The sequence below is a fragment of the Candidatus Zixiibacteriota bacterium genome, from assembly GCA_040752815.1.
In the GTDB taxonomy this organism is placed as follows: domain Bacteria; phylum Zixibacteria; class MSB-5A5; order GN15; family FEB-12; genus JAGGTI01.
In genome coordinates, this window is record JBFMGC010000004.1 from 21,968 (window position 1) to 43,175 (window position 21,208).

Genomic DNA, 21,208 nt, shown 5'->3' on the forward strand with positions numbered 1-21,208 from the left:
CGGCTACCTGGGATTGAGCACCGCTACCGGCACGATCATTTCTTCAAGCGAAATGCCGCCATGCTGGAACGAATTCTGGAAGCGGCGAACCATTTCGTTATAGTTGTTGGGGTAGACGAAATAGAAATCTTCCCTGGCGATCAGGAACGTGGTGCCGAGAGTGAAAGCCGGCAGGCGCCACTCCTGCGGCTTCTTGATAACCAACGCCTCTTTTGGATCGGCCTTCAGGTTATCGCCGTATTTGTAACGCAAATTGGTCGATGTAGTCCGCCGCCCGTGGGCCATGGTACCGCGACGGCACAGCACCGAACCGTGATCAGAGGTTACGACGACTGTAAAACCTCGGCCGGCAAAAGCTTTAAGCAAACCGAACAGGGGCGAATGAGTGAACCAGGTTCGCATCAACATGCGGAAAGCGGCCTCGGAGCCGGCGATTTCCTTCAGGATCACGTTTGATGATCGCCCGTGCACGAGAATATCAAGGAAATTGAAAACAAAGGTCACCAATCGGCTATCGAAGTAATCCGATGCTCGCCGGAGGATTTCATCCCCCTGGCTGTTATCATTTATCTTGATGAACTTGAGCGATTTCTCGAGCCGAACGCCATGGCGCGCCAGGTTCTCCATGAGCAGACGGTCCTCGTACTTGTTGAGCGAGCCTTCGTCCTCGCCGTACGTATCGGGGTAGGCACGGTGGATGTCGTCCGGAAACATGCCGCTGAACAGGGCGTTGCGCGCGAACGGAGTGGCACTCGGGAGTATTGCATAGTAGTAGTGCCGCTGGATATCGTAGAACTCGGCAACCATCGGCTCGACCAGCATCCACTGATCCAGGCGCATGCAGTCTACTACGATATAGACGACCGGCCGGCCCTGCTTGAGCGGCGGCACGACATACTTGCCGGTAATGTCCGGCGAGAGCATCGGGCGGCTCTTGCCTCGGAGCCAGTCAGGGTAGGTTCTCAGGATGTACTTGGTGAACTCGGTATTCCACTCGCGCAGCGTGCCATCGTGGGTCTCCTGCAAACCGGAGTCCGTGCTTTCGTCGAGTTCGAGATTCCACTCCGCCAAAATACGGGCGGCGTCCTGCCAGTCCTCGGGCGACATGGCGCCGTACAGACGCTGACTGAAGCGATTGATTTCGGTGATATATCGCCGCATGGATGACGAGCCGATAATTCGGCGGGAATCGAGCAGCCGTTTTATCACCATCAAAATCTGCGACGGCACCACCGGCTTGACCAGGTAGTCATCGATCTTCTGCCCGATCGCCTCGTCCATGAGCGTTTCTTCTTCCGACTTGGTCACCATGACCACCGGGAGGTGCGGCTTGAGCGCCTTGATTTCCTCGAGCGTGGTCAAGCCATCCTTGCCCGGCATCATTTCGTCCAGCAGCACCAAATCGAAGTTCTGGCGCTGGACTTCCGCGATACCGTCGTCCCCGGACATTGCCCCGACTAATTCAAATCCCTTGCCTTCAAGGAAGACAAAATGCGAGCGCAGCGAATCGATCTCATCATCGATCCAGAGAATTCTCTTCTTGTCGGTAGTGGTTGGCATCGGGTTCTTCTCAGAGTCCGCCGGATATGGGGAGCGTGACTTGGAAAACGGTTTCGCCGGGCTGAGATCGCACCAGGGTGATCCGGCCCACGTGGTACTCTTCGACAATCCGCTTAACCAGAGTCAGTCCCATGCCCCAGCCGCGCTTTTTTGTGGTAAAACCGGGACGGAATATCTTTCGGGCCGATCCCGGCGGTATGCCGTGGCCGTTGTCAGCGATTTCAAGCATAACCTGTGTGCGATCAGGGTTGATACTGGTGCTTATACTCACGCGGCCCGATTTCGGATCGACCGCCTGCAGGCTGTTCTTGACCAGATTCTCCAGCACCCACGAAAACAGCTCCGGATTTAGCCGCACCGGCGGGATGTTGCCCGGAGTGACAACTATCTGTGTGCCCTGTCCTTCGAACGGCAACCGGGCGCGATAATATTGCACGCAGTCGGTTACCAGGGAGTTGAGATCACATTCTTTCACTTCCGGTATTGAGCCAATCTGACTGAACCGGGTGGCGACCCGCTGGAGTCGGATAACATCCATTCGCATATTCTGGACAGTATTGTCGACGAGCTGTACTTGTCCTTCGCGATCCAAGTCCTGCCGGTTTTCGGGGCTGATTACTTCCAGCCAGCCCATGAGCGACGACAACGGCGTACCCAACTGATGAGCCGTCTCCTTAGCCATGCCGACCCAGATGTACCGTTCTTCGGAGCGCCGGATATTCTGGAAACCGATTACCGCTACGGTTACAAAAGCCAGCACTATGCCGATAGCGACAAACGGCATCACTCGCAACTGCTTGATTATTTCGGAGTCGCCATAGAGGAAGTAGTTGATGTTGTTTTCGCCGAAATTGAGCGGGTACTCACCATTGTGGCGGTACATGGCCTCCGCTTCTTCCTTTACGCGCTCAAGCGATCTTCGGCTGGTGTCGTCGGAAGGGATACCCGGAATATTGCGCCAGGACACCGGTTCTCTGTTACTGTCGAGTACCACCACCGGAAATCTTGCCTTGACGATGATTTCATCAAAAATGAACGGCAGAGCGTCTTCCGAACTCGGCGACGTCACCGCCCATTGCCATAAATGAACATATTTATCGACCTGGTCACGCGTATCGATCTGCAGGCGTTCTATAACCTGAAAAGTGTACCAGATGAACGCGCCCGAGATAACCACCACGCCGGTTACCAGAAATATCTTAAAAAAAGTCGATCGCCCGATATACAGATCGGCCAGACCCCCACGCGTTTTTTTTATCATGGCCATCAGCCGATTCTATCCGCCCCGCCCATGTACTTTCGGAGCACCTCGGGAATAGTCACGCTGCCGTCCGGGTTCTGGTAATTTTCCAATATCGCGGGAATGAGCCGTGCCAGGGCCAGACCGGAGCCGTTGAGCGTGTGGGGGAAGTCAAGTTTCTTGTCAACATTGCGGTAGCGAAGATTCATGCGTCGGGCCTGGAACGACTCAAAGTTAGAAATCGACGAAATCTCGAGATACCGCTCCACGCCGGCGGCCCAGAGCTCGAGATCGTAGGTCTTGGCTGAAGCAAATGACAGGTCTCCAGTAGCCAGCATGACCACCCGGTAGTGGATGTTCAGGCTGCGAAGAACCTGTTCACACTGTGCCACCAGGGATTCGAGTTCGTCGTACGATCTTTCCGGGTGGACGATCTTGACCAGCTCGACCTTGTCAAACTGGTGCACCCGGATCATCCCCCGGGTATCTTTACCGGCGGCGCCGGCTTCTCTACGGAAACAGGGGGAATGGGCCACCATGTACACCGGGAGTTCTTCGTCGGTGATGATCCGTTGTTTGTACAGATTCGTCACTGGTACTTCGGCAGTGGGGATCAGCCAGAGGTCATCAGACTCGATCCGGTACATGTCGTCGGCCAGTTTGGGCAACTGTCCGGTACCGTACATGGTGTCGGCGTTTACGATATACGGCGTGGAGACTTCGACAAACCCGGCGGCAGTGTGCAGGTCAAGCATATAGCTGATCAACGCCCGCTGCAGCCGAGCGCCCATTCCGCGGAGAACATAAAAGCCCGATCCGGCAACAGCCGCGCCTGCGGCCAAATCCAGTATGCCCAGCTTCTCGCCGACTTCCCAGTGCGGCAGGACCTTGAAAGCCGGCTCCAGTTTCGCGCCCCATTCACGCACCACCTTGTTGGCGGCGTTGTCTTTGCCGACCGGTACCGATTCGTGGGGCAGGTTCGGCACCAATTGCAGGAGCTTCTGGAGGCCCGCTTCCAGTTCGCGCAGGTTTTCGTCCTGTACTTTGATATCGTCGCCCAGGCGGCGGGTGGCCTCGATAGCTGCGTCGGCGCTTTGCCCGGCTTTCTTCTTGATTGCGATATCGGCCGAGGCCTGGTTGCGCTCGGCTTTGAGCCGCTCGACCGTACGGATTATCTGGCGTCGGCGTTCGTCGAGAGCGAGGATTCTGTCGATATCACACTGCTCGTTTTTGTGGGCCGCACCGGTCCGAACCAGGTCGGGAGCCTCGCGGATTAACTTCATGTCCAGCATCGGTGATCCTCAAGTCGGCATTGCTCTTAGAAAGGTCCGAAACTAAGGGCCAAGTTAGCACAGTTCAATGAAAATTACCAGTCCGGGATCGGCCCGATACGTTACCGGTGCACTTTGAGAATTCTCAATCGGCGGCCAGAAATTCCTTGCCTTTTCTGCGAGTCGACGTAAAATAGGGAGCTGTAGCTACTATCGAATTGAGGATTACATGGCCAAGGCTTGTGAAATCTGCGGGAAAAAGCCGCTCTTCGGACATAACGTTTCTCACGCTCACAACGTGACCAAGCGGCGATTCATGCCCAATTTGCAGCAGGTGCGTGCGATTGTAAACGGCCGGCCCCGGCGGGTGACTGTCTGCGCGTCGTGCCTGAAAAGCGGCAAAGTGGTAAAGAACGTTCAGGGACGGAAACCCCGCCCAGCTGCCGTGTAATTCAGTGGCATGGAATAAGTTACGGCCGCCCTTATGGGGCGGCTTTTTTTGCCTTTGCGGGCAGCTTTAGATCAGGGTTCCATGAAATAAATGCCGCCGGCAGGGTAGTTTAACCGGCGGCATGGTGGAGGAACCAATAGAGCTGCTCGCTCTATGTTTGTCTCCCGGCACGAGGCCGGGAGGTATGTGCTTTGACTTATCCCTCAGGGACTAGTTGTCTTCGAGCCTCCTGATATAGGCTGGGATCGTGCGATCCTCCTCGGTGAAAATGGGTACCCGGCTGGGCGGTCGCAGGCCGAAGCGATTACCGTTGCCGTTTCCGCCATCAGAGGACTCAGCCGTTGCCGGCTCTATTCGGGGTTGATCCTCGTTATACGTTGGCACTCCGCCGACGGCCACGACCGCATCGCGGGCGTTGACCACCCGGCGGACAGGAATCGCCTGTATGGCGTCTTCCGGAAACAGTGACATCACTTTGGGCTGCTGCGATCCGATGGGTACGGCTTTCGGCTCTTCCTTGGTTCGGGACCGGGCGGTCTGCTCGTCCTTGCCGATACCCGTGGCTATTACGGTCACCCGCATCTTGTTGGTCATCTCGGGATCGATCACGGCGCCAAAAATGATATTGGCATTGTCACCCGCTTTCTCGTAGATGAGCGACGTCGCGGTGTTGACATCATGCAGGGTCATGTCTTCGCCGCCGGTGATGTTTATCAGCACCCCTTTGGCTCCGGCGATCGAGACTGATTCGAGCAGCGGCGATGAAATCGCCTGCTGGGCGGCGTCGATAGCGCGCTCCTCGCCCTCGCCGCTGCCAGTGCCCATAAGGGCATTGCCCATCTCCTGCATGACCGTGCGGACATCGGCAAAGTCGCAGTTGATGAGTCCCGGTATCGTGATCAGATCAGATATACCTTTGGTCGCCTGGTGCAGGACGTCATCGGCGGTGGCAAATGCGGCCGACAGGGTGGTATTCTTGTCGACGATTTCCAGCAGCCGTTCATTGGGGATGGTAATCAGCGTATCGACTCGCGCCTTGAGTTCGGCCAGGCCCTCGTCGGCGCGGTCAATCCGCTTGCGCCCTTCGAAGCGAAACGGCGTGGTGACGATCGCGACCGTGAGAGCGCCGGATTCCTTGGCGATTTCGGCCACGATGGGAGCCGCGCCGGTACCGGTGCCGCCGCCCATACCGGCGGTAATGAAAACGAGGTTGGGGCGGCCGATCTGGTCGCCGACCTCGCGGCGGCTTTCTTCCATGGCCAGCCGTCCGATATCAGGATTGGCCCCCGCGCCGAGGCCGTTGGTGACGCCCAGACCGATCTGGATGCGCTTGTCGGCCCGGTTCTGTTCGAGCGCCTGGGCGTCGGTGTTGACCGCAATGAACTCGACGCCCTGGAGGTCGGAGGCGATCATGCGGTTGATGGCGTTGCCACCGCCGCCGCCGACTCCGACCACCTTGATGTTCGCCACGCCGACAAAATCGGAGGCGAAGTTGAACTGGTGTCTTCTTTCTGACATGGTTCCTCCTGAACTCAGTTAAAGATCCATCTACCCGTTACATTTTTCTCGTTATCCAGTCTTCCAGCCGACTGAGCCAGGAGCGCATTCGGCTGCCGCGGCGACCGGCGCTCGGCTCGTTGGCGAATCCGTACATCAGTAATCCGAAACCAGCCGCGAAAGCCGGCCCGCTGAGAGCATCCGGCACATGAGCAAATCCCCTGACTTCACCCACCCGTACCGGTACATCGAAAATCTGCTCAGCTAATTCCGTACAACCGGCCAGCGCTGCCCCGCCGCCGGTGAGGATCATGCCCGATGCGAGTCGGTCGAGCGAGACCACCTGCCTGAGATCCCGCGCCACCAGCGAGAAGATCTCCTCCATGCGCGGCTCGATAATCGATACCAACACGTTGCGGGAGATCTCCCTGGCCGCCCGTCCTCCCGGACCGGGCACCTCAATCATTTCGGTTGCGTCCACGTGTGTCGTGAGCGCTGCGCCGTGGGCGATCTTCAACTCTTCCGCCTGCGAAACCGACGTGCGCAGGCCGATAGCTATGTCGTTGGCGACATTGCGCCCGCCGAGGGAGACGGTCGACGAATGCCGGATGGCGCCGTCGAAAAAGACCGACACGCTGGTGATATCGCCACCGATATCAAGCAGCACGCAGCCGGCCTCCAGATTGGTGTCGTTCAGCAGAACCTGCGACAAGGCCAGCGCTTCGAGCACCACATGATCGACGCCCAGATGACAGCGCTCCAGCGCGCGATAGACATTGCGCGCGGTGGTTACCGAGGCGGTCACGATGTGCGCCTCGACTTCGAGCCGCACGCCGTTCATGCCGACCGGATCCTGAATACCGGACTGGTCATCGACAGAATACGCCTGCGGCACCACGTGGATTATTTCCCGGTCAACCGGCAGGGCCACCGTGCGGGCGGCATCGATCGCCCGTTTCACATCCGCGGCGGTGATCTCGTTGTCCGAGCGACTGACCGTCACCACGCCGTGGCTGTTAATCGACCGAATATGTTCGCCGGCGATGCCGACCGAGACGCGGTCAATCTCGACGCCGGAAACCATCTGCGCATCGCCCACGGCCTTTTCGATCGCCTTGACCGTTTTGTCCATGTCGACAACCACACCGCGCTTGAGACCGTCCGCGGGCGCCACCCCATGGCCGGTAACGTAGATCGCGCCTTCGGCATCCATCTCGCCCACCAGGCAAAAGACCTTGGTGGTCCCGATATCCAGGGCAGCGACGATACTCTCAGCGGCCATGCTGCTCCTCTGCGACTACCATGGTATCGCCGTTGGACGTCACTGTGTCCGGCAGGGTCGTCTGCACGATGAGATTGGCAAAGCGGAGGTCGACCAGGCGGGAGGAGTCGATCGGCGACTCGAACCCCTCCAGGAATTCGAAGAAGCCGGTTATTTGGTCGAGGAATCCTTCGGCGGTAACCTTGAGGCGGTAGGCCAACCCGGAAACGGAAATCTCCACGTGCGCGGGCGAACTCAAATCCACCTCTTCGATTAGCCGATACAGCCGACGGTTTTCGTCGGAAAGCTCTTTGAGCTGTGGTACGATCAGGGCGACACGCGGGTCCTCGCACCGCTCGAATATCTTACCCGCATTCGCACCTGTGATGATCGGATGTTCCCAGTCTCCAAAATCCTCTCGGAGCGGCACGGTGCGGCCGCCGTAGTTGAGCCCCAGCATACGCCCGCCGGCGCGATCCAGCACCAGACAAACCGGCGTGAAACGGTTTGTGTGAATGTTGATGGATGACGGCAGGTCGATTTCGATATCGACCCGCGCGGTTTGCTCGTTCAACAGGAGAAGCTTCGCGACCGACTTAAACGGCTGCTTCACGACTGAGGCGTCCGGATCCAGGCCGAGTTTCCGGCGTGGGTTTTCGATCGGTTCGCCGTCAAGTGTCACTGCGTTGAGCGTCTGCCACCCGCTGATTTCAATGACAGCACTCAACCCGGCCCCGAAGACAATCACGCCCAGGAGAATGAGCCGGGTTCTTTTCGCAAGCGGTTTCACCGGGTCGCCAGCCTTTCCAGAATGAGCCGCTTGATATGCGTAATCGATCCGGCCCCTATAGTCATGACGACATCGCCCGGACGGGCCAGCCGCTCGATTTCGTCGAGCGCGTTTTCCTTGATTCCGACATAACTGAAGTTCGTAGCGCCTCTGGCTTCGGCGCGTTCTTTGATGAGTGCTGACGTGACGCCGGGAATCGGCTGCTCGCGGGCCGGATAGATATCGGTCAGGATGCAATGATCGGCGGTGGCCAGTACCTCCGCGAATTCATTCACAAAGTCACGAGTCCGGCTATACAGATGCGGCTGGAAGATGACTATCAAACGGCGCCGGTAGGATTCACGGGCGGTATTGATCGTGGCACGCAGTTCGGTGGGATGATGGGCGTAGTCGTCAATCACGAGGACGCCGCCGGCCTCGCCGATAACCTCGAAGCGCCGCCCGACACCGCGAAAGCCAACCAGGGCCTCAACAATAGTGGCGAACGAAACGTCCAGTTCGCTCGCCGCGGCGGCTGCCGCCAACGCGTTGGCGACGTTATGTCTGCCGGGGACATGCAGAACGATTTCCCCCAGCAGTTCATCCCGACGAAAAACCGAAAATCGTGTGCCCCCGTTGCGAGGGTTGAGATTGACAGCCCGGTAATCCGCCTCCTCGGATAATCCGAAAGTCACGTACGGCCGGGTAAAACGCGGCATGAGGCTGCGGATGTTGGGGTCATCCGCGGAAACAACGGCGCTGCCGTAGAAGGGTACCCGGTTGATGTACTGCAGGAAGGCGTCGCGGAGATCGTCCATATCGCGATAGCAGTCGAGATGGTCCGGCTCGACATTGAGCACGACCGCCATGCTTGGGAACATCGCAAAGATCGAGCGATCGTATTCGTCGACTTCGGCCACGAGATAGTCGCCTTTGCCCAGCGATGCGCCCGTGCCGAGTTCAGCCACAACTCCCCCGACCACCAGAGTCGGATACAGCTCGGCGGCCTGCAGGATACGTCCGACCATCGAAGTAGTCGTCGTCTTGCCGTGTGTGCCGGCCACACCGACCGAGAACTTGAGGCGCATCAGTTCGCCCAGCATCTCGGCGCGCTTGATGACCGGGATTCCCTGCTGTCGCGCCGCAAGCACCTCGGGGTTGTCGGCGGCAATCGCGGACGAGATTACGACCACGTCGGCCTTACCGATGTTCTCTTCGAGATGCCCTTCGTGGCACTCGATTCCGATCTTCTGAAGATACTCGGTGATCTCGCTTGGGGTGCTGTCTGACCCGGTCACGGCATAGCCGAGGTTGTGCAGGATTTCTGCGATCCCGGACATACCGGCGCCGCCGATACCCACGAAGTGAAGCCGCTTAAATCTGCCGAACATCATCCTGCCACTCACGAATTTGACGATTTGCTCACGCGTTCCCTGCTCAACGATCAACTCTCGCCTCCTGAGCTTTGACCACCAATCTGATAATGTCCTCTGCGATCACGTCGACCGCCGGCTTCCGGCCGACCGTGTGCTGCCGTAAAGTCTGGCGCATTCGCTCAATGCGGCCATCGCGATCCATTGCCACGATTTGAGCCAGAAGATCGATCGAGTCGAGATCGTCGGGATTGATCACCTCGGCGAATCCCCGGGAAACGCTTGCCTTCGCGTTCATTCTCTGATGATCGCCTGCGGCATGTGGATAGGGGATAAGCAGCGCAGGCAGGCCGCCCGCTTCGATTTCGGCCAGGCTGATCGCGCCGGAGCGAGCAATCACCATATCGGCTGCCGCGTATACCAGATCCATGCGCTGCTCGAACGGAAAGAGCACGTGGCCCTGAGCGGCGCTGCCGAGACTGCCTGCGACGTGGTTGAATTCCCTTTCGCCGGTTTGCCAGAGCAATTGGTAGCCCCGCTCAAGGGAACCAGCCCAAAGGCTCTTTGATATGGCGGCGTTAATTGAGCGCGCCCCCTGTGAGCCACCGAGCACTAGAACTGTCCTGCGGGCAGGGTCGAGCTTGAAGTGCTCCAGCGCCTGGCGGCGATCGCCCGACAGGACACTTTTTCGCACCGGGTTGCCGGTAGTGACTATCGGCGTTGTGTTGGGCAGGAACTGGCGGGCCTCGTCGAAACCGAGATATATTCGCGCCGCCGAACCGGCCAACTGGCGGGTGACCACGCCGGGATAGGAATTCTGCTCCTGCAGTACCGTCGTGATGCCCATCATGGCAGCCATCCGCAAAACCGGCCAGCAGACGTACCCTCCCGTGCCAACTACAAGATCGGGGCGGTGCGCTTTTAGCAGGGCGCGCGACTGCCACAATGACTTCACGACCAGGAACGGGACCGCCAGGTTGCTGAACGCCAGCCGCCTGGCCATACCGCGTATGTCTATCAACTGGAGCGGAAGTGACAGCGACTCGCGAAGCCGGTACTCGATTCCGCGCACCGTGCCGACCAAGACAATCTTCTTCTGGCAGCTTTCGCCTGCCAACTCGCCGACGCGTTGGGCAATCGCCAACGCCGGAAACAAATGTCCGCCGGTGCCGCCACCCGCGAACACGAGGCTGATTGACTTCAGTCCGGAGGTCACTTCACGACCCTCCGCGACAGGTTGAGCAGCACCCCAATCGCCGCACTGGATACCAGGAGCGATGATCCTCCGTAGGAGAGAAACGGTAAGGCCCTGCCAGTGACGGGCAGTATAGATGTAACCACACCGATGTTTATCGCGATGTTCACGAACAATGACCAGGTCATGCCTGCAGCGAGCAGGAAGCCGAAGCGGTCGGGCTGCTGCATGGCGATACGGCAGCCGCGCCAGAGCAGGTAAAAAAGCACGCCCAGCAGAATCATCAAACCAATGAAACCAAGTTCCTCGCCGATCGACGCCAGAATGAAATCGGTGTGGGGGTACGGCAGGAAGAAGAGCTTCTGGCGGCCATCGCCCAGACCCGTGCCGAGCAACCCGCCGTTGCCAAATGTAAGCACCGCCTGCTTCACCTGGTAGCTTCCCTGAAGCGGATCGGAGACCGCGGCAAGGTAGTCAAGCACCCGCGCCCGCTTGTAGCCGATGACAAAGACAATAAAGCTGCCGAGTGCCGCGGGCGGCAGAATCGCCAGGGCGAGATGCTTGAGCCGGGCGCCGGCCACAAAGAACATCCCCAGCACCGACAGCAGCAGCACCACCACCGCGCCGAGATCAGGCTCGAAGACGATTAGCAACATGCCGACGCCGATTATCGGTGCATAGGGAAAGAGGACTTGCCGCCAGTCGGCCAGGTTTCGTTTGTGATTGGACAGAGAGAACGCCAGGTAGTAGATGACGAGAAACTTGAACACCTCCGATGGCTGCAGGGTCAGCGGGCCAAGAAATAGCCAGCGGTGCGAGCCGTTGCGCGCCGGCATGAGAAAAACCAGGCACAGGAGCAGCATCGTGAAGAATAGCGCCGGCACGGTGTAGACGGCCATTCTCTGAAGATCGAGCTTATTGACTATCCAGATGCACAGGATCGACAGAAGCCCCCACGCTACCTGCAGGCGCAGGAAATGCCAATGCGAGCCGAAACGGCTTTCGGCGATTATGGATGACGCCGAGTAAACCATGATGAGCCCGGTCGCCAGCACCAGCAGGTAGGCGAGCAGGAGGCGTTCGTCGATGGCTACCTTAGTGCGCCACCGCTTCATTAGTGCTCTTGCCATTTCTGAGCCGTGATACCACGTCCTTGAACACCCGACCGCGGTGTTCATAATTTTCAAACTGATCGAAACTGGCGCAGCCGGGCGAGAGCAGCACGGTCTCCCCCGGGTGGGCCATCTCGAAGCACTTGTGTATAGCTTCTTCCAGATTATCCGCAAACTGCGTGGGGACGAGCTTGCCGAGAGCGTTGAAGATCTTTTCTCTGGCTTCGCCGATCGCCACGATTCCGCGAATCTTGCCCCGCCCGGTTTCTGCTAGCAACTCGAACTCGCCGCCTTTGTCGCGTCCGCCGAGGATCAGATACAGCGGGGTTTCGACCGATCTTAGCGCCCAGCGCACCGAGTCCACATTGGTGGCTTTCGAGTCGTTGATGAAAGTCACCCCGGCCACCACGCCCGCTCTTTCGAGACGATGCTCCACGCCGGGGAAGCCGGCCAGCACGCGCGCCATAACCTCCGGAGTTACGTCGAACTGCGCCGCCATAGTCACCGAGGCGCTGGCATTCTGCAGGTTGTGCGGCCCCTTGATGGCGATATCCCGCGCGGCTATTACGCGGCGGACCTCGCCGCCCAGCCGGGTACACAGCCAGCCGTCGGCAACGAATGATTCGCACGACTTGTTGTCGCCCGCCGAGAACAACGCCCTTCGCGCCTGACTGGAAGGATTGTCCGCCATCGACTCGGCGTCATCGAAGTTCAGAACCAAGACATCGTCGGCGGTCTGGTTCTCGGTGATGCGGTATTTGGTCTGCTTATAGGTTTCGAAGCTACCGTGGCGGTCGATATGATCGGGCGTGAGATTGAGGATCGCCGCCACATTCGGCCTGAACTCTGAAATCGTCTCGAGTTGGAACGACGAGACTTCCAGTACCGCGATAGAATCCTGCCCCATCAGCCCGACTACGTCGGCCAGCGGACGACCGATATTGCCGCATACATGCGTGTCGTAACCGGCGGCAGTCATAATCTCACCCAGCAGGGTGGTGGTAGTCGTCTTGCCGTTGGCGCCGGTGATAGCCATGATACGGCCGGGGCAGACCCACGAGGCTATCTCGAGCTCAGAGAAAATCGGCAGGCCCGTGTCCCGCGCCTGGGTGAGTATCGGTATTGTCAGCAGCGCGCCCGGAGAGACAACAATATAGTCACAGGCAAGAAGTCGCTCAGTGTGACCGCCGACCTCGAACGGGATTCCCAGGTTCTTGAGCTCAGCGCACTGGCTGCTCACTTTTTCCAGGGGAGCGCTGTCGGATACAAAGGGACGACCCCCGAGTGTCTGCACTAATTTAGCGGCGGCCATGCCTGAGCGTGCCATGCCGACAATGCCGACCTTGCGGCCGCGTATGCGTTCCTGTACCGTCATCGTATTTTCAATGTCGCCAGAGTGAGGAGGGCGCAGAGAGCGCCGACTATCCAGTAGCGCACTACGACCTTTGACTCCGGCCAGCCTATCAGTTCGAAATGATGATGCAGCGGCGCCATCTTGAAGACCCGCTTCCCGCCCCGGTAGCGATAGGACAAGATTTGAATTATGACCGAGAGGGCGGTCACCACAAAAACGCCGCCGACTATAATCAACAGTAGTTCTTTCTTGAGGAGTATCGCAATTGCCCCCAGTGCTCCGCCGAGCGCCAGTGAGCCGGTATCGCCCATGAACACTTCGGCCGGGTGCGAATTGAACCAGAGAAATCCAAGGGCCGAACCCACCGCCGCTCCGCAATACACCGCCAGCTCGCCGGTGCCGGGGAGGTAGTCGATCTGCAGATACTGCGAATAATCAAGCCGGCCGGTGATATACGCAATCCCGCCAAAGGCAATGAAACAGAGACCACACAGACCGATAGCCAACCCGTCGAGTCCGTCAGTCAGGTTCACAGCGTTCGAGGCGCCGGTGATCACCAGGATGACAAAGGGGATATAAAACACACCCAGCATGAGGACATAGTTCTTGAAAAAGGGAATACCGGTGGTGCCGTCGAAAGGATCCCCCGGCGCCATATAGAGCAAGCTGAGACCAAACAGCAGCCCGAGGATCACCTGGCCGACAAACTTTTTTCGAGCGACGAGACCGCTCCGCTGGCGTTTGATTGCTTTAAGATAGTCGTCCATGAAGCCGATAGCTCCCAGCCAGACGGTCACGAACAGAACTGCCAGCACGTAGTAGTTGGTGAGATCGGCCCAAAGTACAGTGGGGATGACAATACCGGCAAGCACGATCAGCCCGCCCATGGTGGGCGTGCCTTCTTTCTTCTTGTGCGAGGCGGGGCCTTCCTCACGAATGCGCTCGGCGACCTGGTATTTTTTCAACTGCCGGATGAAGAACGGCCCGAGGATCAGGCAGATGAAGATCGCGGTCGCGGTGGCGCCGGCAGTGCGAAAGGTGATATACCGAAACAAATTCAGTCCGGAAATCTCCCGCGCCAGTGGATACAAAAGCAGATAGAACATCAGGCGTCCCCCTCGCTCTTGACAAATTCCTTCAGCACCGCTTCCAGGCCGATCCCGCGCGAGCCCTTCAGATACACCAGGTCGCCCGGTCTGAGCAGCTCCACTGAGGCGAGCGCGCATGAGCGGGCGTCATCGAAATAGCGAAGCCGCACTGCCGTAACGCCAGAGCCCCGGGCGCTTTCGATCGTGTATCGCGACATCGGCCCCACCGCGAGGATCAGGTCGAAATCGTAATCGGCGAGTTGCTTGCCGATGTCGCGGTGGTACTCTACCGTGGGTTCGCCCAGCTCAAGCATGTCGCCGAGGACGACGACCTTGCGCCCTGTGTGCTGCCGCAGGTGGAATGACTTCAGCCCGGCACTGACCGACTCGGGATTCGCGTTGTAACAGTCGGAGATAAATGTGATACCCTGTGACGCGACTACCTCGCCACGCATAGACGGTGTGGTCAGTTTAATAGTTGTCGTATCGATTTCATCGAAAAAGGCTCCCATCACCCGGGCAATGGCATAAGCGCACAGCAGGTTGTAAACCTGGTACTGGCCGAATAGCGGAAGGCGGAACTCTTGATAGTCTATGGCAACATAGGTCGCGTATTTGGTCTCGCGGATCTTAAGCGGGCGGAAATCGGCGTCATTGAGAATCCCGAAAGTTATGGGACGGCTGTGCACGCGCCTCGCTTCGGCCATCAGCACGGGATCATCGGCGTTGACAATCAGCGGCGCTCCCGGTTCGCAGTGGTGGACCGCCCTCAGTTTCTCGCGAGCTACCGCTTCAACCGAACCCAGGAACTCCAGATGAGTCGGCCCGACATTCGTGACCGCCATCAGGTGCGGCCGCACGAGCGATGCCAGGCGGTTCATCTCGCCGGGGACCGAGATACCCATTTCGAGGATAGCCATGCTCGTATTGTTTGGCATCGCAAACAAGGCCAGCGGGATACCGTACAGGTTGTTGAAATTCCCCGGCGAACGGTAGATATTCTCCTCCACCGCGCTGAGCAGGCGATAGGTGAATTCCTTGGTGGTGGTCTTGCCGTTGGAGCCGGTGATGCCCACTCGCTTGGCGGGCAGAGTCTTCATATACTCGGCGGCCAGTTTCAGCATAGCCTCGTGTGTATCAGCTACTTCAACAACGGCCGTGGTTGCGGGCATCGCGCGGTCCGCGAAGAAACCTCTTCGCACTATCAGGCCGGCCGCACCGCGCGAGACTGCCTGATCGATATGCTCATGGCCATCATGCTTTTCCCCCTTTATGGCAAAGAACAACTGGCCCGGCTCGATCGTGCGGCTGTCGGAAGATACGCCGGTGAATTTGCGATCGTGAGATGCCGCGGTGAGAAGTCGTCCGCCCGTCATGGTCGCGAGTCTATCGAAGGCCAACGTAATCACCTCTTCTCAACCGCTCCTGACTTGACAAAGCCCATCCGGGCCAGCGCCGCGACAGCCTCGTCGGTATCGCTAAACGGGAGACGCTCACCCCTGACTTCCTGATAGGTCTCGGCGCCTTTGCCGGCCAGCAGAACAGCCTCGTTCGGTCCGGCCAATCTTAGAATCGTCTCGATAGCGGCCCGGCGATCCACAATAACCTCGTAGTTGGTTTCCGTCAGCCCGGCGGTGATGTCTTTTATTATCGCTTCCGGATCTTCAGAACGGGGATTGTCCGATGTGACCACCACATGAGTCGCATTCTCCACCGCCGCCCTGGCCATCAGGGGCCGTTTGCCCCGGTCGCGATCGCCGCCGCAGCCGAACATCAGGTACAGTCGACCGGAGTTTATCTCACGCACCGTTTCACACAACCGTTTGATAGCATCCGGCGTGTGAGCGTAATCTACATAGACGGCAAACGGCTGGCCGCAGTTGACCGTGTTCAGACGGCCGGGCACCGGCACTGTGGCTTCAAGACCGGCGACCACGTTGTCGAGGTCGATGCCCGAGGCCAGTCCGCCCCCGGCTGCCGCGAGCGCATTCTGAAGATTGAACCGGCCGGGCAGTTGCAGCGTCACTGTTCGGGCGCCCATAGGGGTAACCAGATCGAAAATCGTCTGATCCGGTTTCAGTTCATAATCGCCGCAGCGAATGTCGGCCTTGCGGTCTCGGAGCGCGTAGGTCATGTGCGAGCATTGCAGCTCGCCGAAAAGCGGGCGCCACTCATCCACATCGAGATTAATCACCGCGTAGCTCAATTCTCCCCTGAGGCGGCGCACCAGGCGATACTTGGCCTCGGTGTAAGCTTCCATGGTCTGGTGGAAGTCAAGGTGATCGCGAGTCAGGTTGGTGTATACCGCGACTCGGAAGTCGACATGATCGACACGGTTCAATACGAGAGCGTGCGACGAAACCTCCATGACGACATTAACACAGCGGTTCCGCTTCATCAGGAAGAGCAGCCGCTGGATGTCGAGCGATTCGGGCGTGGTGCGCTCGGCGACGAACTTATCTTTCCCGGTGTCGTACACCAGCGAACAGATGAGACCGGCGGTCTTGTTGCGTGCCAGCATCATGTTCCATATCATGAAGCAGGTTGTCGTCTTGCCGTTGGTGCCCGTCACGCCGCACGCTTTGATCTTCATTCCGGGATATCCGTAGAAAGCCGCGGCTGTAGTCGCCATCGCCTGGCGAAGGTCCGGCACCTGAATGTGGTTGGCGATTTCGCTGCAGCTTTCGCGCTCGCCCATCACCGCAACCGCTCCGCGCTCTTGGGCGTCCTTCACAAAATCGTAGCCGTCGCGCTTGAACCCCTTGACCGCGAAAAAGAGCGAACCCGCCTTGATCAGCCGCGAGTCGTATTCGATCTGGGCGATCTCGACCGCTTCATCGCCGAGAAGTTTTGCGCCCGGGACATCGGCTATCAGCTGCGCGAGTTTGATGGCATCCTCCGACATCAGCTTGGCTCACACACGAGCCGGCAGTTCAAGGTGTCGGTGATCGGCTCGCCCGGCGGGACCGATTGCTCGGTCACACGGCCGGAGCCGACTATCGTATAAGTGATACCGGCAAAGTCGAGAAAAGCCGATGCCCTCCGGATGCTCTCTCCCCGAAGGTCGATCATGGTTGGCCGCGTCCTACCGGCCGGCACAACCGCGACCACCACCTCATCGGTGACAAGGATTGCGCGGTCGGGCGCCGGGTACTGCCAGACCACTACACCGCTAAGGCTGTCAGATCGAAGATTGACCCCGCGCTGTTCCGCGAGCATCCGCGCCTGATAGATATCGCGCCCGACAAAGTCCGGCACTTCGACCGTGAGCATTACCGGTTCTTTCCGCTGGCCGCAGACTCGTTCGGTGGCGGCAAACTGATCGGGATGCGAGACGGTGTACCGTTCGGCGATATGCCGAAACGCTTTCCCTGCGGTGTATCCGCCGTATGTCATGGGGCGCGGGTCCTTTAGGGCAACAATGCCCGCCACGATCGGCGCCTCGGCCGGGAAGAAACCGCAGAAGCTCGCCATGAAACGATTCTTGTGATAGCCGCCCTGTTCGAGATTGGGCAGCTCCGCAGTGCCGGTCTTGCCGGCTATGTTCACGAACTCGGAATTGACCGGTTTGCCGGTACCGTTTTCAACAACACCGCGCAGGAAAGCACGGAGAGTATCCGCGGACACGGCGTTCAGGGGATGATTTACGACTTTGGGTTCGCCGACACGACTCACATAACCATCGTCGTCGACATATCCCAACACCAGTTTCGGTTCGAGCAACTGTCCGCCGTTGGCAATTGCGGCCATGGCGTTGGCCATCTGCAGGCATGTGGTGGCCACAGAGTGCCCCATCGCCAAAGCAGCCACATTGTAATCGGACCAAACCTGGGGAGGACGCAGCGAACCTCTCGTCTCACCGGGGAAACTGAGGCCAGTGCGACTGCCGAACCCGAACCGGCGGTAAGTATCGATTAGCGCGGGACCTTCAACCAGTTGCGCGGACTTGCCCAGGCCTATATTGCTTGAAAGTTCAATAATCTGGCGGAAGTTCAGCCAGCCGTGCTTCTTGTCGTCGGCGAGGGTGCGCCGACCAACACGCCACAGGCCATTCTCGCAGTACGTGGTCTGATAGAAATTGATAACGCCGGCATCGAGCAGCGCCGCCGCCGTAAATGGTTTGTACGCTGATCCCGGTTCGAACTGATCCGAAATCGGATACAGCTTGGTCGGGTGCTCCGGATCTTTCTCGGCCGGGTCAAAATGCGCCATGGCGAGTATTTCGCCGGTGCGACAATCGAGAAAGGCGGCCATCCCCAGTGTGGCGTGGAACGAATCCACCGCCGCTGCCAGCTCCTGTTCGACAATTTCCTGGAGCTGCCAGTCGACAGTCAGCACCACCGACTGCCCGGCGATCGGTTTGACCAGCGCTTGCTCGCGGATCGTATAGGTCTCACGCCTGCCGTCGCGGTTGAAATCGGCGTAGCCGCTGGTTCCGGACAAAAGTGAATCGCGCAACAGCTCGAATCCGGAGAGACCCTCGTTATCGATATTGGTGTAGCCCAGGATTTGCCGTCCGACCAGCGCGTACGGGTATTGACGGGCAAGATCCGCACGAAGATAGAGCCCCGGTGGAGCTTCCTTTTCGATTCGCTGCGCCAACCGCTCATCGAGCCTCCGATCAATCCACCGGAATTTGTTTACCTCGAGTTTGTATTTGCGAACGGCGTCTCCGGATCGAAGGCGGAAGATCTTTTCGAGATAGGCCGCTGCATCGGACAGATCTTTCCTGGATTGCGGGTGCGCGTAGAGCGCCTGGCGGCTGACATTCTTGGCCACCACCCGGCCATAACGATCATAGATCATTCCCCGCTCGGCCGGGATCGGTACCCGCCCGGTGGACTGCTTCTCTACAATCGACTTGTATTGCTCCGCATCGACAATCTGGAACTGCGCCAGTCGCGCGATTGCGACCCCAAGGAACAGCATCACGGCAACCAGCATCAGACCGAGCCGGATCCGTTCCATGCGGGTGCGGTTCATTCCCCTGCCCCCTCGTATGCCACAGTGTCGAACTTAATCGGCTCCAGCTCCTGGGCGGCGGCACGGGCCTCGGTTCGTTCGGGGAGGTAATCGGCCATCCGCCTGATCGATGAGACCAGCGCCGCAAAAGCGTCCTGCGACTCCGCCATCTCTATATCGACAGGCGTCATCGTATACAGCCCGTTCGGGGACGGCCGTTGGAGACCGAGGGTATCGGACGCAAACCGCTCTATGCGGGTAGCCATCGAGAGCGCCGCGATCTCGGTCTGAATCTTGTGGGCGTCGTCCACCAGGCCCCGGTTTTCCTTCTCCAGGGCGGCGACTTCCTTTACCAGTGACAGCACCACCACCCGCTGCCAGACATGAATGCAGGCAGCGCCGGTAATCAAAAGGGCCATGACCGCGATCGGGAAGTACCGGTGGGTACGAAGGCGATTGAAAAGCAGGGATCGGATTTCGACCGTCTCTTTGTACTTGCGAAGCGAGCGCGCTTTCACGCGAGTTTCTCCGCGACTCTGAGACGGGCCGATCGCGCCCTCGGGTTGGACGCTACTTCAGTCTCGGACGGTGTTAGCGGGCGGCGCGTGATGATCTTGAGCGACGGTGCGGCGCCGCATTCACAGCGAGACAACTGCGGTGGACAGGTGCAAACACCTCTGCCCTGCTCCTGGAAGAACCTCTTGACGATTCGGTCTTCGAGAGAGTGGTATGAGATTACTGCCAGTCGACTGGATGACTTCAATAAGGAGAGAGCGGCGGGCAGGACACGGCTCAATTGGTCCAGTTCCCGATTAACCGCAACACGCAAAGCCTGGAATACCCGAGCCAGGGCTTTGGTCTGGTGCGGGGGGCTGACTACCGATGTAACGATGTCCTTGAGCTGTGCGGTGGTGAGGATCATCCCTCTTTGTCTTTCCCTGACAATAGCTCCAGCAATCCTTGCTGCCAGCCGCTCTTCTCCAAAATCCTTCAGTATCTTCTTGAGTTCGCTCTGCTTGAGACTGTTGACCAGGTCCGCTGCCGTGGCACCAGTGCCGGGATCGAAACGCATGTCCAGCGGTCCGTCGAAACGGAATGAGATGCCCCGCGAAGGGTCATCGAGCTGGTACGACGAGATACCCAGGTCGAGCAGGATGCCATCGAAACGGTCCTCTTTCAGGTTCCTGACAGCCCGGTCGATATCGCCGAACGGAGTGCGGATAACGCCCTGAAACTGTACAATCCCATGCAGGGTCCGCTCGGTGCGTGCTACCGCTTCCGGGTCGACATCGGCTCCGTATAGTCTGGCTGACGGATCGAGGTGGGCGGCCAGGGCAAGTAGATGGCCTCCGCCTCCTGCGGTCAGATCGAGGTACGCGCCTTTAGCATTTGTAATCAGCAGCTCGGCCACCCGCTCAGCCATCACCGGCTGATGGTGGCCGCCTTCAAGCCTCCGACCCGCCATTTCCGGAAAACAGTCTGGCAGCCACGTCCTCGTAACTGCCGGCGAATTTCTCCATGTAATACTTGAGCAGTTGCGGATTCCAGATCTCGATCCAGCGGTTGACACCGAGCACCGCGAGTTCCTTCTGAAGGTCGGCCTCGGCCACCAGATGCGCCGGAATCAGAATGCGGCCATTCTTATCCGCGTTGACCGGCGCCGCAAAGGAATAAAAACGGCGACTGAATGAGCGGTACGCAGGATCGGTAAACTCGAGCGATGACATCCGTACCTGGATGGCGTCCCACTCCGCTGCAGGATATACCGCCAGACAACCCTCGAGACCTTTGGTGAGGAAGATGTCCCCAGCCAGCAGAGGCTTTCCGGAATCGTCGACGACAGAACGAAGCTTGGCCGGCAGAATGCATCGGCCTTTTTCATCAATCGTCGTTGAATACCGTCCGAAAAACCCGGTCAAGCGATCCTCCACTTAATACCACAGCTGCCCAAAACTTGCCTGAATAATCACTTTTCACCCACCCGAGTCAAGAAGTTTTTTGAAGAATCTGCGGCCATTAAGTTGAAATCACACAAGAAGTAATGGGGGATGATTTTATTCCGGATCCCAACCGCA

General features: G+C 58.7%; 17 protein-coding genes and 1 pseudogene. 1 reads left to right on the forward strand and 17 read right to left on the reverse strand.

Going from position 1 to position 21,208, the window contains the following annotated elements; genetic code table 11:
* Positions 1 to 3: 3 nt before the first annotated feature.
* The 3 genes from AB1772_02030 to serS are packed head-to-tail and all read right to left on the reverse strand — an operon-like array spanning position 4 to position 4,092.
* Complete coding sequence (locus tag AB1772_02030) at positions 4 to 1,560, reverse strand: response regulator (protein ID MEW5795117.1); 1,557 nt, start codon at positions 1,558 to 1,560, stop codon at positions 4 to 6.
* Between the two features lie 10 nt (positions 1,561 to 1,570).
* Positions 1,571 to 2,827, reverse strand: coding sequence for an ATP-binding protein (locus AB1772_02035; GenBank protein MEW5795118.1), 1,257 nt, complete (start codon positions 2,825 to 2,827; stop codon positions 1,571 to 1,573).
* Positions 2,827 to 4,092, reverse strand: a complete 1,266-nt coding sequence (gene serS, locus AB1772_02040) for a serine--tRNA ligase (protein MEW5795119.1) — start codon at positions 4,090 to 4,092, stop codon at positions 2,827 to 2,829. The genes AB1772_02035 and serS overlap by 1 nt, the downstream gene beginning before the upstream one ends.
* Before the next feature lie 208 nt (positions 4,093 to 4,300).
* On the opposite strand from serS, the gene rpmB reads away from it, so the two are divergent.
* Positions 4,301 to 4,522 carry a 50S ribosomal protein L28 gene (rpmB, locus tag AB1772_02045; protein MEW5795120.1) on the forward strand — a complete coding sequence of 74 codons (222 nt, stop codon included), beginning with the start codon at positions 4,301 to 4,303 and terminating at the stop codon, positions 4,520 to 4,522.
* A gap of 513 nt (positions 4,523 to 5,035) precedes the next feature.
* Here the strand turns inward: rpmB and ftsZ are convergent.
* From ftsZ to mraZ, 14 genes and pseudogenes are all read right to left on the reverse strand, one after another.
* Positions 5,036 to 6,040, reverse strand: a pseudogene (gene ftsZ, locus AB1772_02050) (cell division protein FtsZ).
* 37 nt (positions 6,041 to 6,077) lie between these two features.
* Positions 6,078 to 7,301 carry a cell division protein FtsA gene (ftsA, locus tag AB1772_02055; GenBank protein MEW5795121.1) on the reverse strand — a complete coding sequence of 408 codons (1,224 nt, stop codon included), beginning with the start codon at positions 7,299 to 7,301 and terminating at the stop codon, positions 6,078 to 6,080.
* On the reverse strand, positions 7,291 to 8,070 hold the full coding sequence (locus AB1772_02060) for a hypothetical protein (protein MEW5795122.1): 780 nt from the start codon (positions 8,068 to 8,070) through the stop codon (positions 7,291 to 7,293). The genes ftsA and AB1772_02060 overlap by 11 nt, the downstream gene beginning before the upstream one ends.
* On the reverse strand, positions 8,067 to 9,497 hold the full coding sequence (gene murC, locus AB1772_02065; GenBank protein MEW5795123.1) for a UDP-N-acetylmuramate--L-alanine ligase: 1,431 nt from the start codon (positions 9,495 to 9,497) through the stop codon (positions 8,067 to 8,069). The genes AB1772_02060 and murC overlap by 4 nt, the downstream gene beginning before the upstream one ends.
* Positions 9,487 to 10,638 (reverse strand): undecaprenyldiphospho-muramoylpentapeptide beta-N-acetylglucosaminyltransferase, encoded by a 1,152-nt coding sequence (murG, locus tag AB1772_02070; protein ID MEW5795124.1) that lies wholly within the window; start codon positions 10,636 to 10,638, stop codon positions 9,487 to 9,489. Before murG ends, murC begins: the two co-directional genes overlap by 11 nt.
* Complete coding sequence (ftsW, locus tag AB1772_02075) at positions 10,635 to 11,732, reverse strand: putative lipid II flippase FtsW (GenBank protein ID MEW5795125.1); 1,098 nt, start codon at positions 11,730 to 11,732, stop codon at positions 10,635 to 10,637. Before ftsW ends, murG begins: the two co-directional genes overlap by 4 nt.
* On the reverse strand, positions 11,713 to 13,104 hold the full coding sequence (murD, locus tag AB1772_02080; GenBank protein ID MEW5795126.1) for a UDP-N-acetylmuramoyl-L-alanine--D-glutamate ligase: 1,392 nt from the start codon (positions 13,102 to 13,104) through the stop codon (positions 11,713 to 11,715). Before murD ends, ftsW begins: the two co-directional genes overlap by 20 nt.
* A complete protein-coding gene (gene mraY / locus AB1772_02085) occupies positions 13,101 to 14,189 on the reverse strand; it encodes a phospho-N-acetylmuramoyl-pentapeptide-transferase (GenBank protein ID MEW5795127.1) in 1,089 nt (362 codons plus the stop codon). Before mraY ends, murD begins: the two co-directional genes overlap by 4 nt.
* Positions 14,189 to 15,571, reverse strand: coding sequence for a UDP-N-acetylmuramoyl-tripeptide--D-alanyl-D-alanine ligase (murF, locus tag AB1772_02090; GenBank protein ID MEW5795128.1), 1,383 nt, complete (start codon positions 15,569 to 15,571; stop codon positions 14,189 to 14,191). The genes mraY and murF overlap by 1 nt, the downstream gene beginning before the upstream one ends.
* A gap of 5 nt (positions 15,572 to 15,576) precedes the next feature.
* Entirely contained in the window at positions 15,577 to 17,076 is a 1,500-nt protein-coding gene (locus AB1772_02095) for a UDP-N-acetylmuramoyl-L-alanyl-D-glutamate--2,6-diaminopimelate ligase (GenBank protein MEW5795129.1), read from the reverse strand.
* Positions 17,076 to 19,154 (reverse strand): penicillin-binding transpeptidase domain-containing protein, encoded by a 2,079-nt coding sequence (locus AB1772_02100; GenBank protein MEW5795130.1) that lies wholly within the window; start codon positions 19,152 to 19,154, stop codon positions 17,076 to 17,078. The genes AB1772_02095 and AB1772_02100 overlap by 1 nt, the downstream gene beginning before the upstream one ends.
* The gene (locus tag AB1772_02105) at positions 19,151 to 19,651 is read right to left on the reverse strand and encodes a cell division protein FtsL (GenBank protein ID MEW5795131.1); all 501 of its coding nucleotides are present in this window, start codon (positions 19,649 to 19,651) and stop codon (positions 19,151 to 19,153) included. Before AB1772_02105 ends, AB1772_02100 begins: the two co-directional genes overlap by 4 nt.
* A complete protein-coding gene (gene rsmH / locus AB1772_02110) occupies positions 19,648 to 20,598 on the reverse strand; it encodes a 16S rRNA (cytosine(1402)-N(4))-methyltransferase RsmH (protein ID MEW5795132.1) in 951 nt (316 codons plus the stop codon). Before rsmH ends, AB1772_02105 begins: the two co-directional genes overlap by 4 nt.
* Complete coding sequence (mraZ, locus tag AB1772_02115) at positions 20,579 to 21,052, reverse strand: division/cell wall cluster transcriptional repressor MraZ (GenBank protein MEW5795133.1); 474 nt, start codon at positions 21,050 to 21,052, stop codon at positions 20,579 to 20,581. Before mraZ ends, rsmH begins: the two co-directional genes overlap by 20 nt.
* Between the last annotated feature and the right edge of the window lie 156 nt (positions 21,053 to 21,208).

Excerpts from the sequence above, each read along its gene's own strand:
- AB1772_02030 (MEW5795117.1), bottom strand. The coding sequence starts at position 1,560 with ATGCCAACCACTACCGACAAGAAGAGAATTCTCTGGATCGATGATGAG.
- AB1772_02035 (MEW5795118.1), bottom strand. The coding sequence starts at position 2,827 with ATGGCCATGATAAAAAAAACGCGTGGGGGTCTGGCCGATCTGTATATC.
- serS (MEW5795119.1), bottom strand. The coding sequence starts at position 4,092 with ATGCTGGACATGAAGTTAATCCGCGAGGCTCCCGACCTGGTTCGGACC.
- rpmB (MEW5795120.1), top strand. The coding sequence starts at position 4,301 with ATGGCCAAGGCTTGTGAAATCTGCGGGAAAAAGCCGCTCTTCGGACAT.
- ftsA (MEW5795121.1), bottom strand. The coding sequence starts at position 7,301 with ATGGCCGCTGAGAGTATCGTCGCTGCCCTGGATATCGGGACCACCAAG.
- ftsW (MEW5795125.1), bottom strand. The coding sequence starts at position 11,732 with ATGAAGCGGTGGCGCACTAAGGTAGCCATCGACGAACGCCTCCTGCTC.
- murD (MEW5795126.1), bottom strand. The coding sequence starts at position 13,104 with ATGACGGTACAGGAACGCATACGCGGCCGCAAGGTCGGCATTGTCGGC.
- mraY (MEW5795127.1), bottom strand. The coding sequence starts at position 14,189 with ATGTTCTATCTGCTTTTGTATCCACTGGCGCGGGAGATTTCCGGACTG.
- AB1772_02095 (MEW5795129.1), bottom strand. The coding sequence starts at position 17,076 with ATGTCGGAGGATGCCATCAAACTCGCGCAGCTGATAGCCGATGTCCCG.
- AB1772_02100 (MEW5795130.1), bottom strand. The coding sequence starts at position 19,154 with ATGAACCGCACCCGCATGGAACGGATCCGGCTCGGTCTGATGCTGGTT.
- rsmH (MEW5795132.1), bottom strand. The coding sequence starts at position 20,598 with ATGGCGGGTCGGAGGCTTGAAGGCGGCCACCATCAGCCGGTGATGGCT.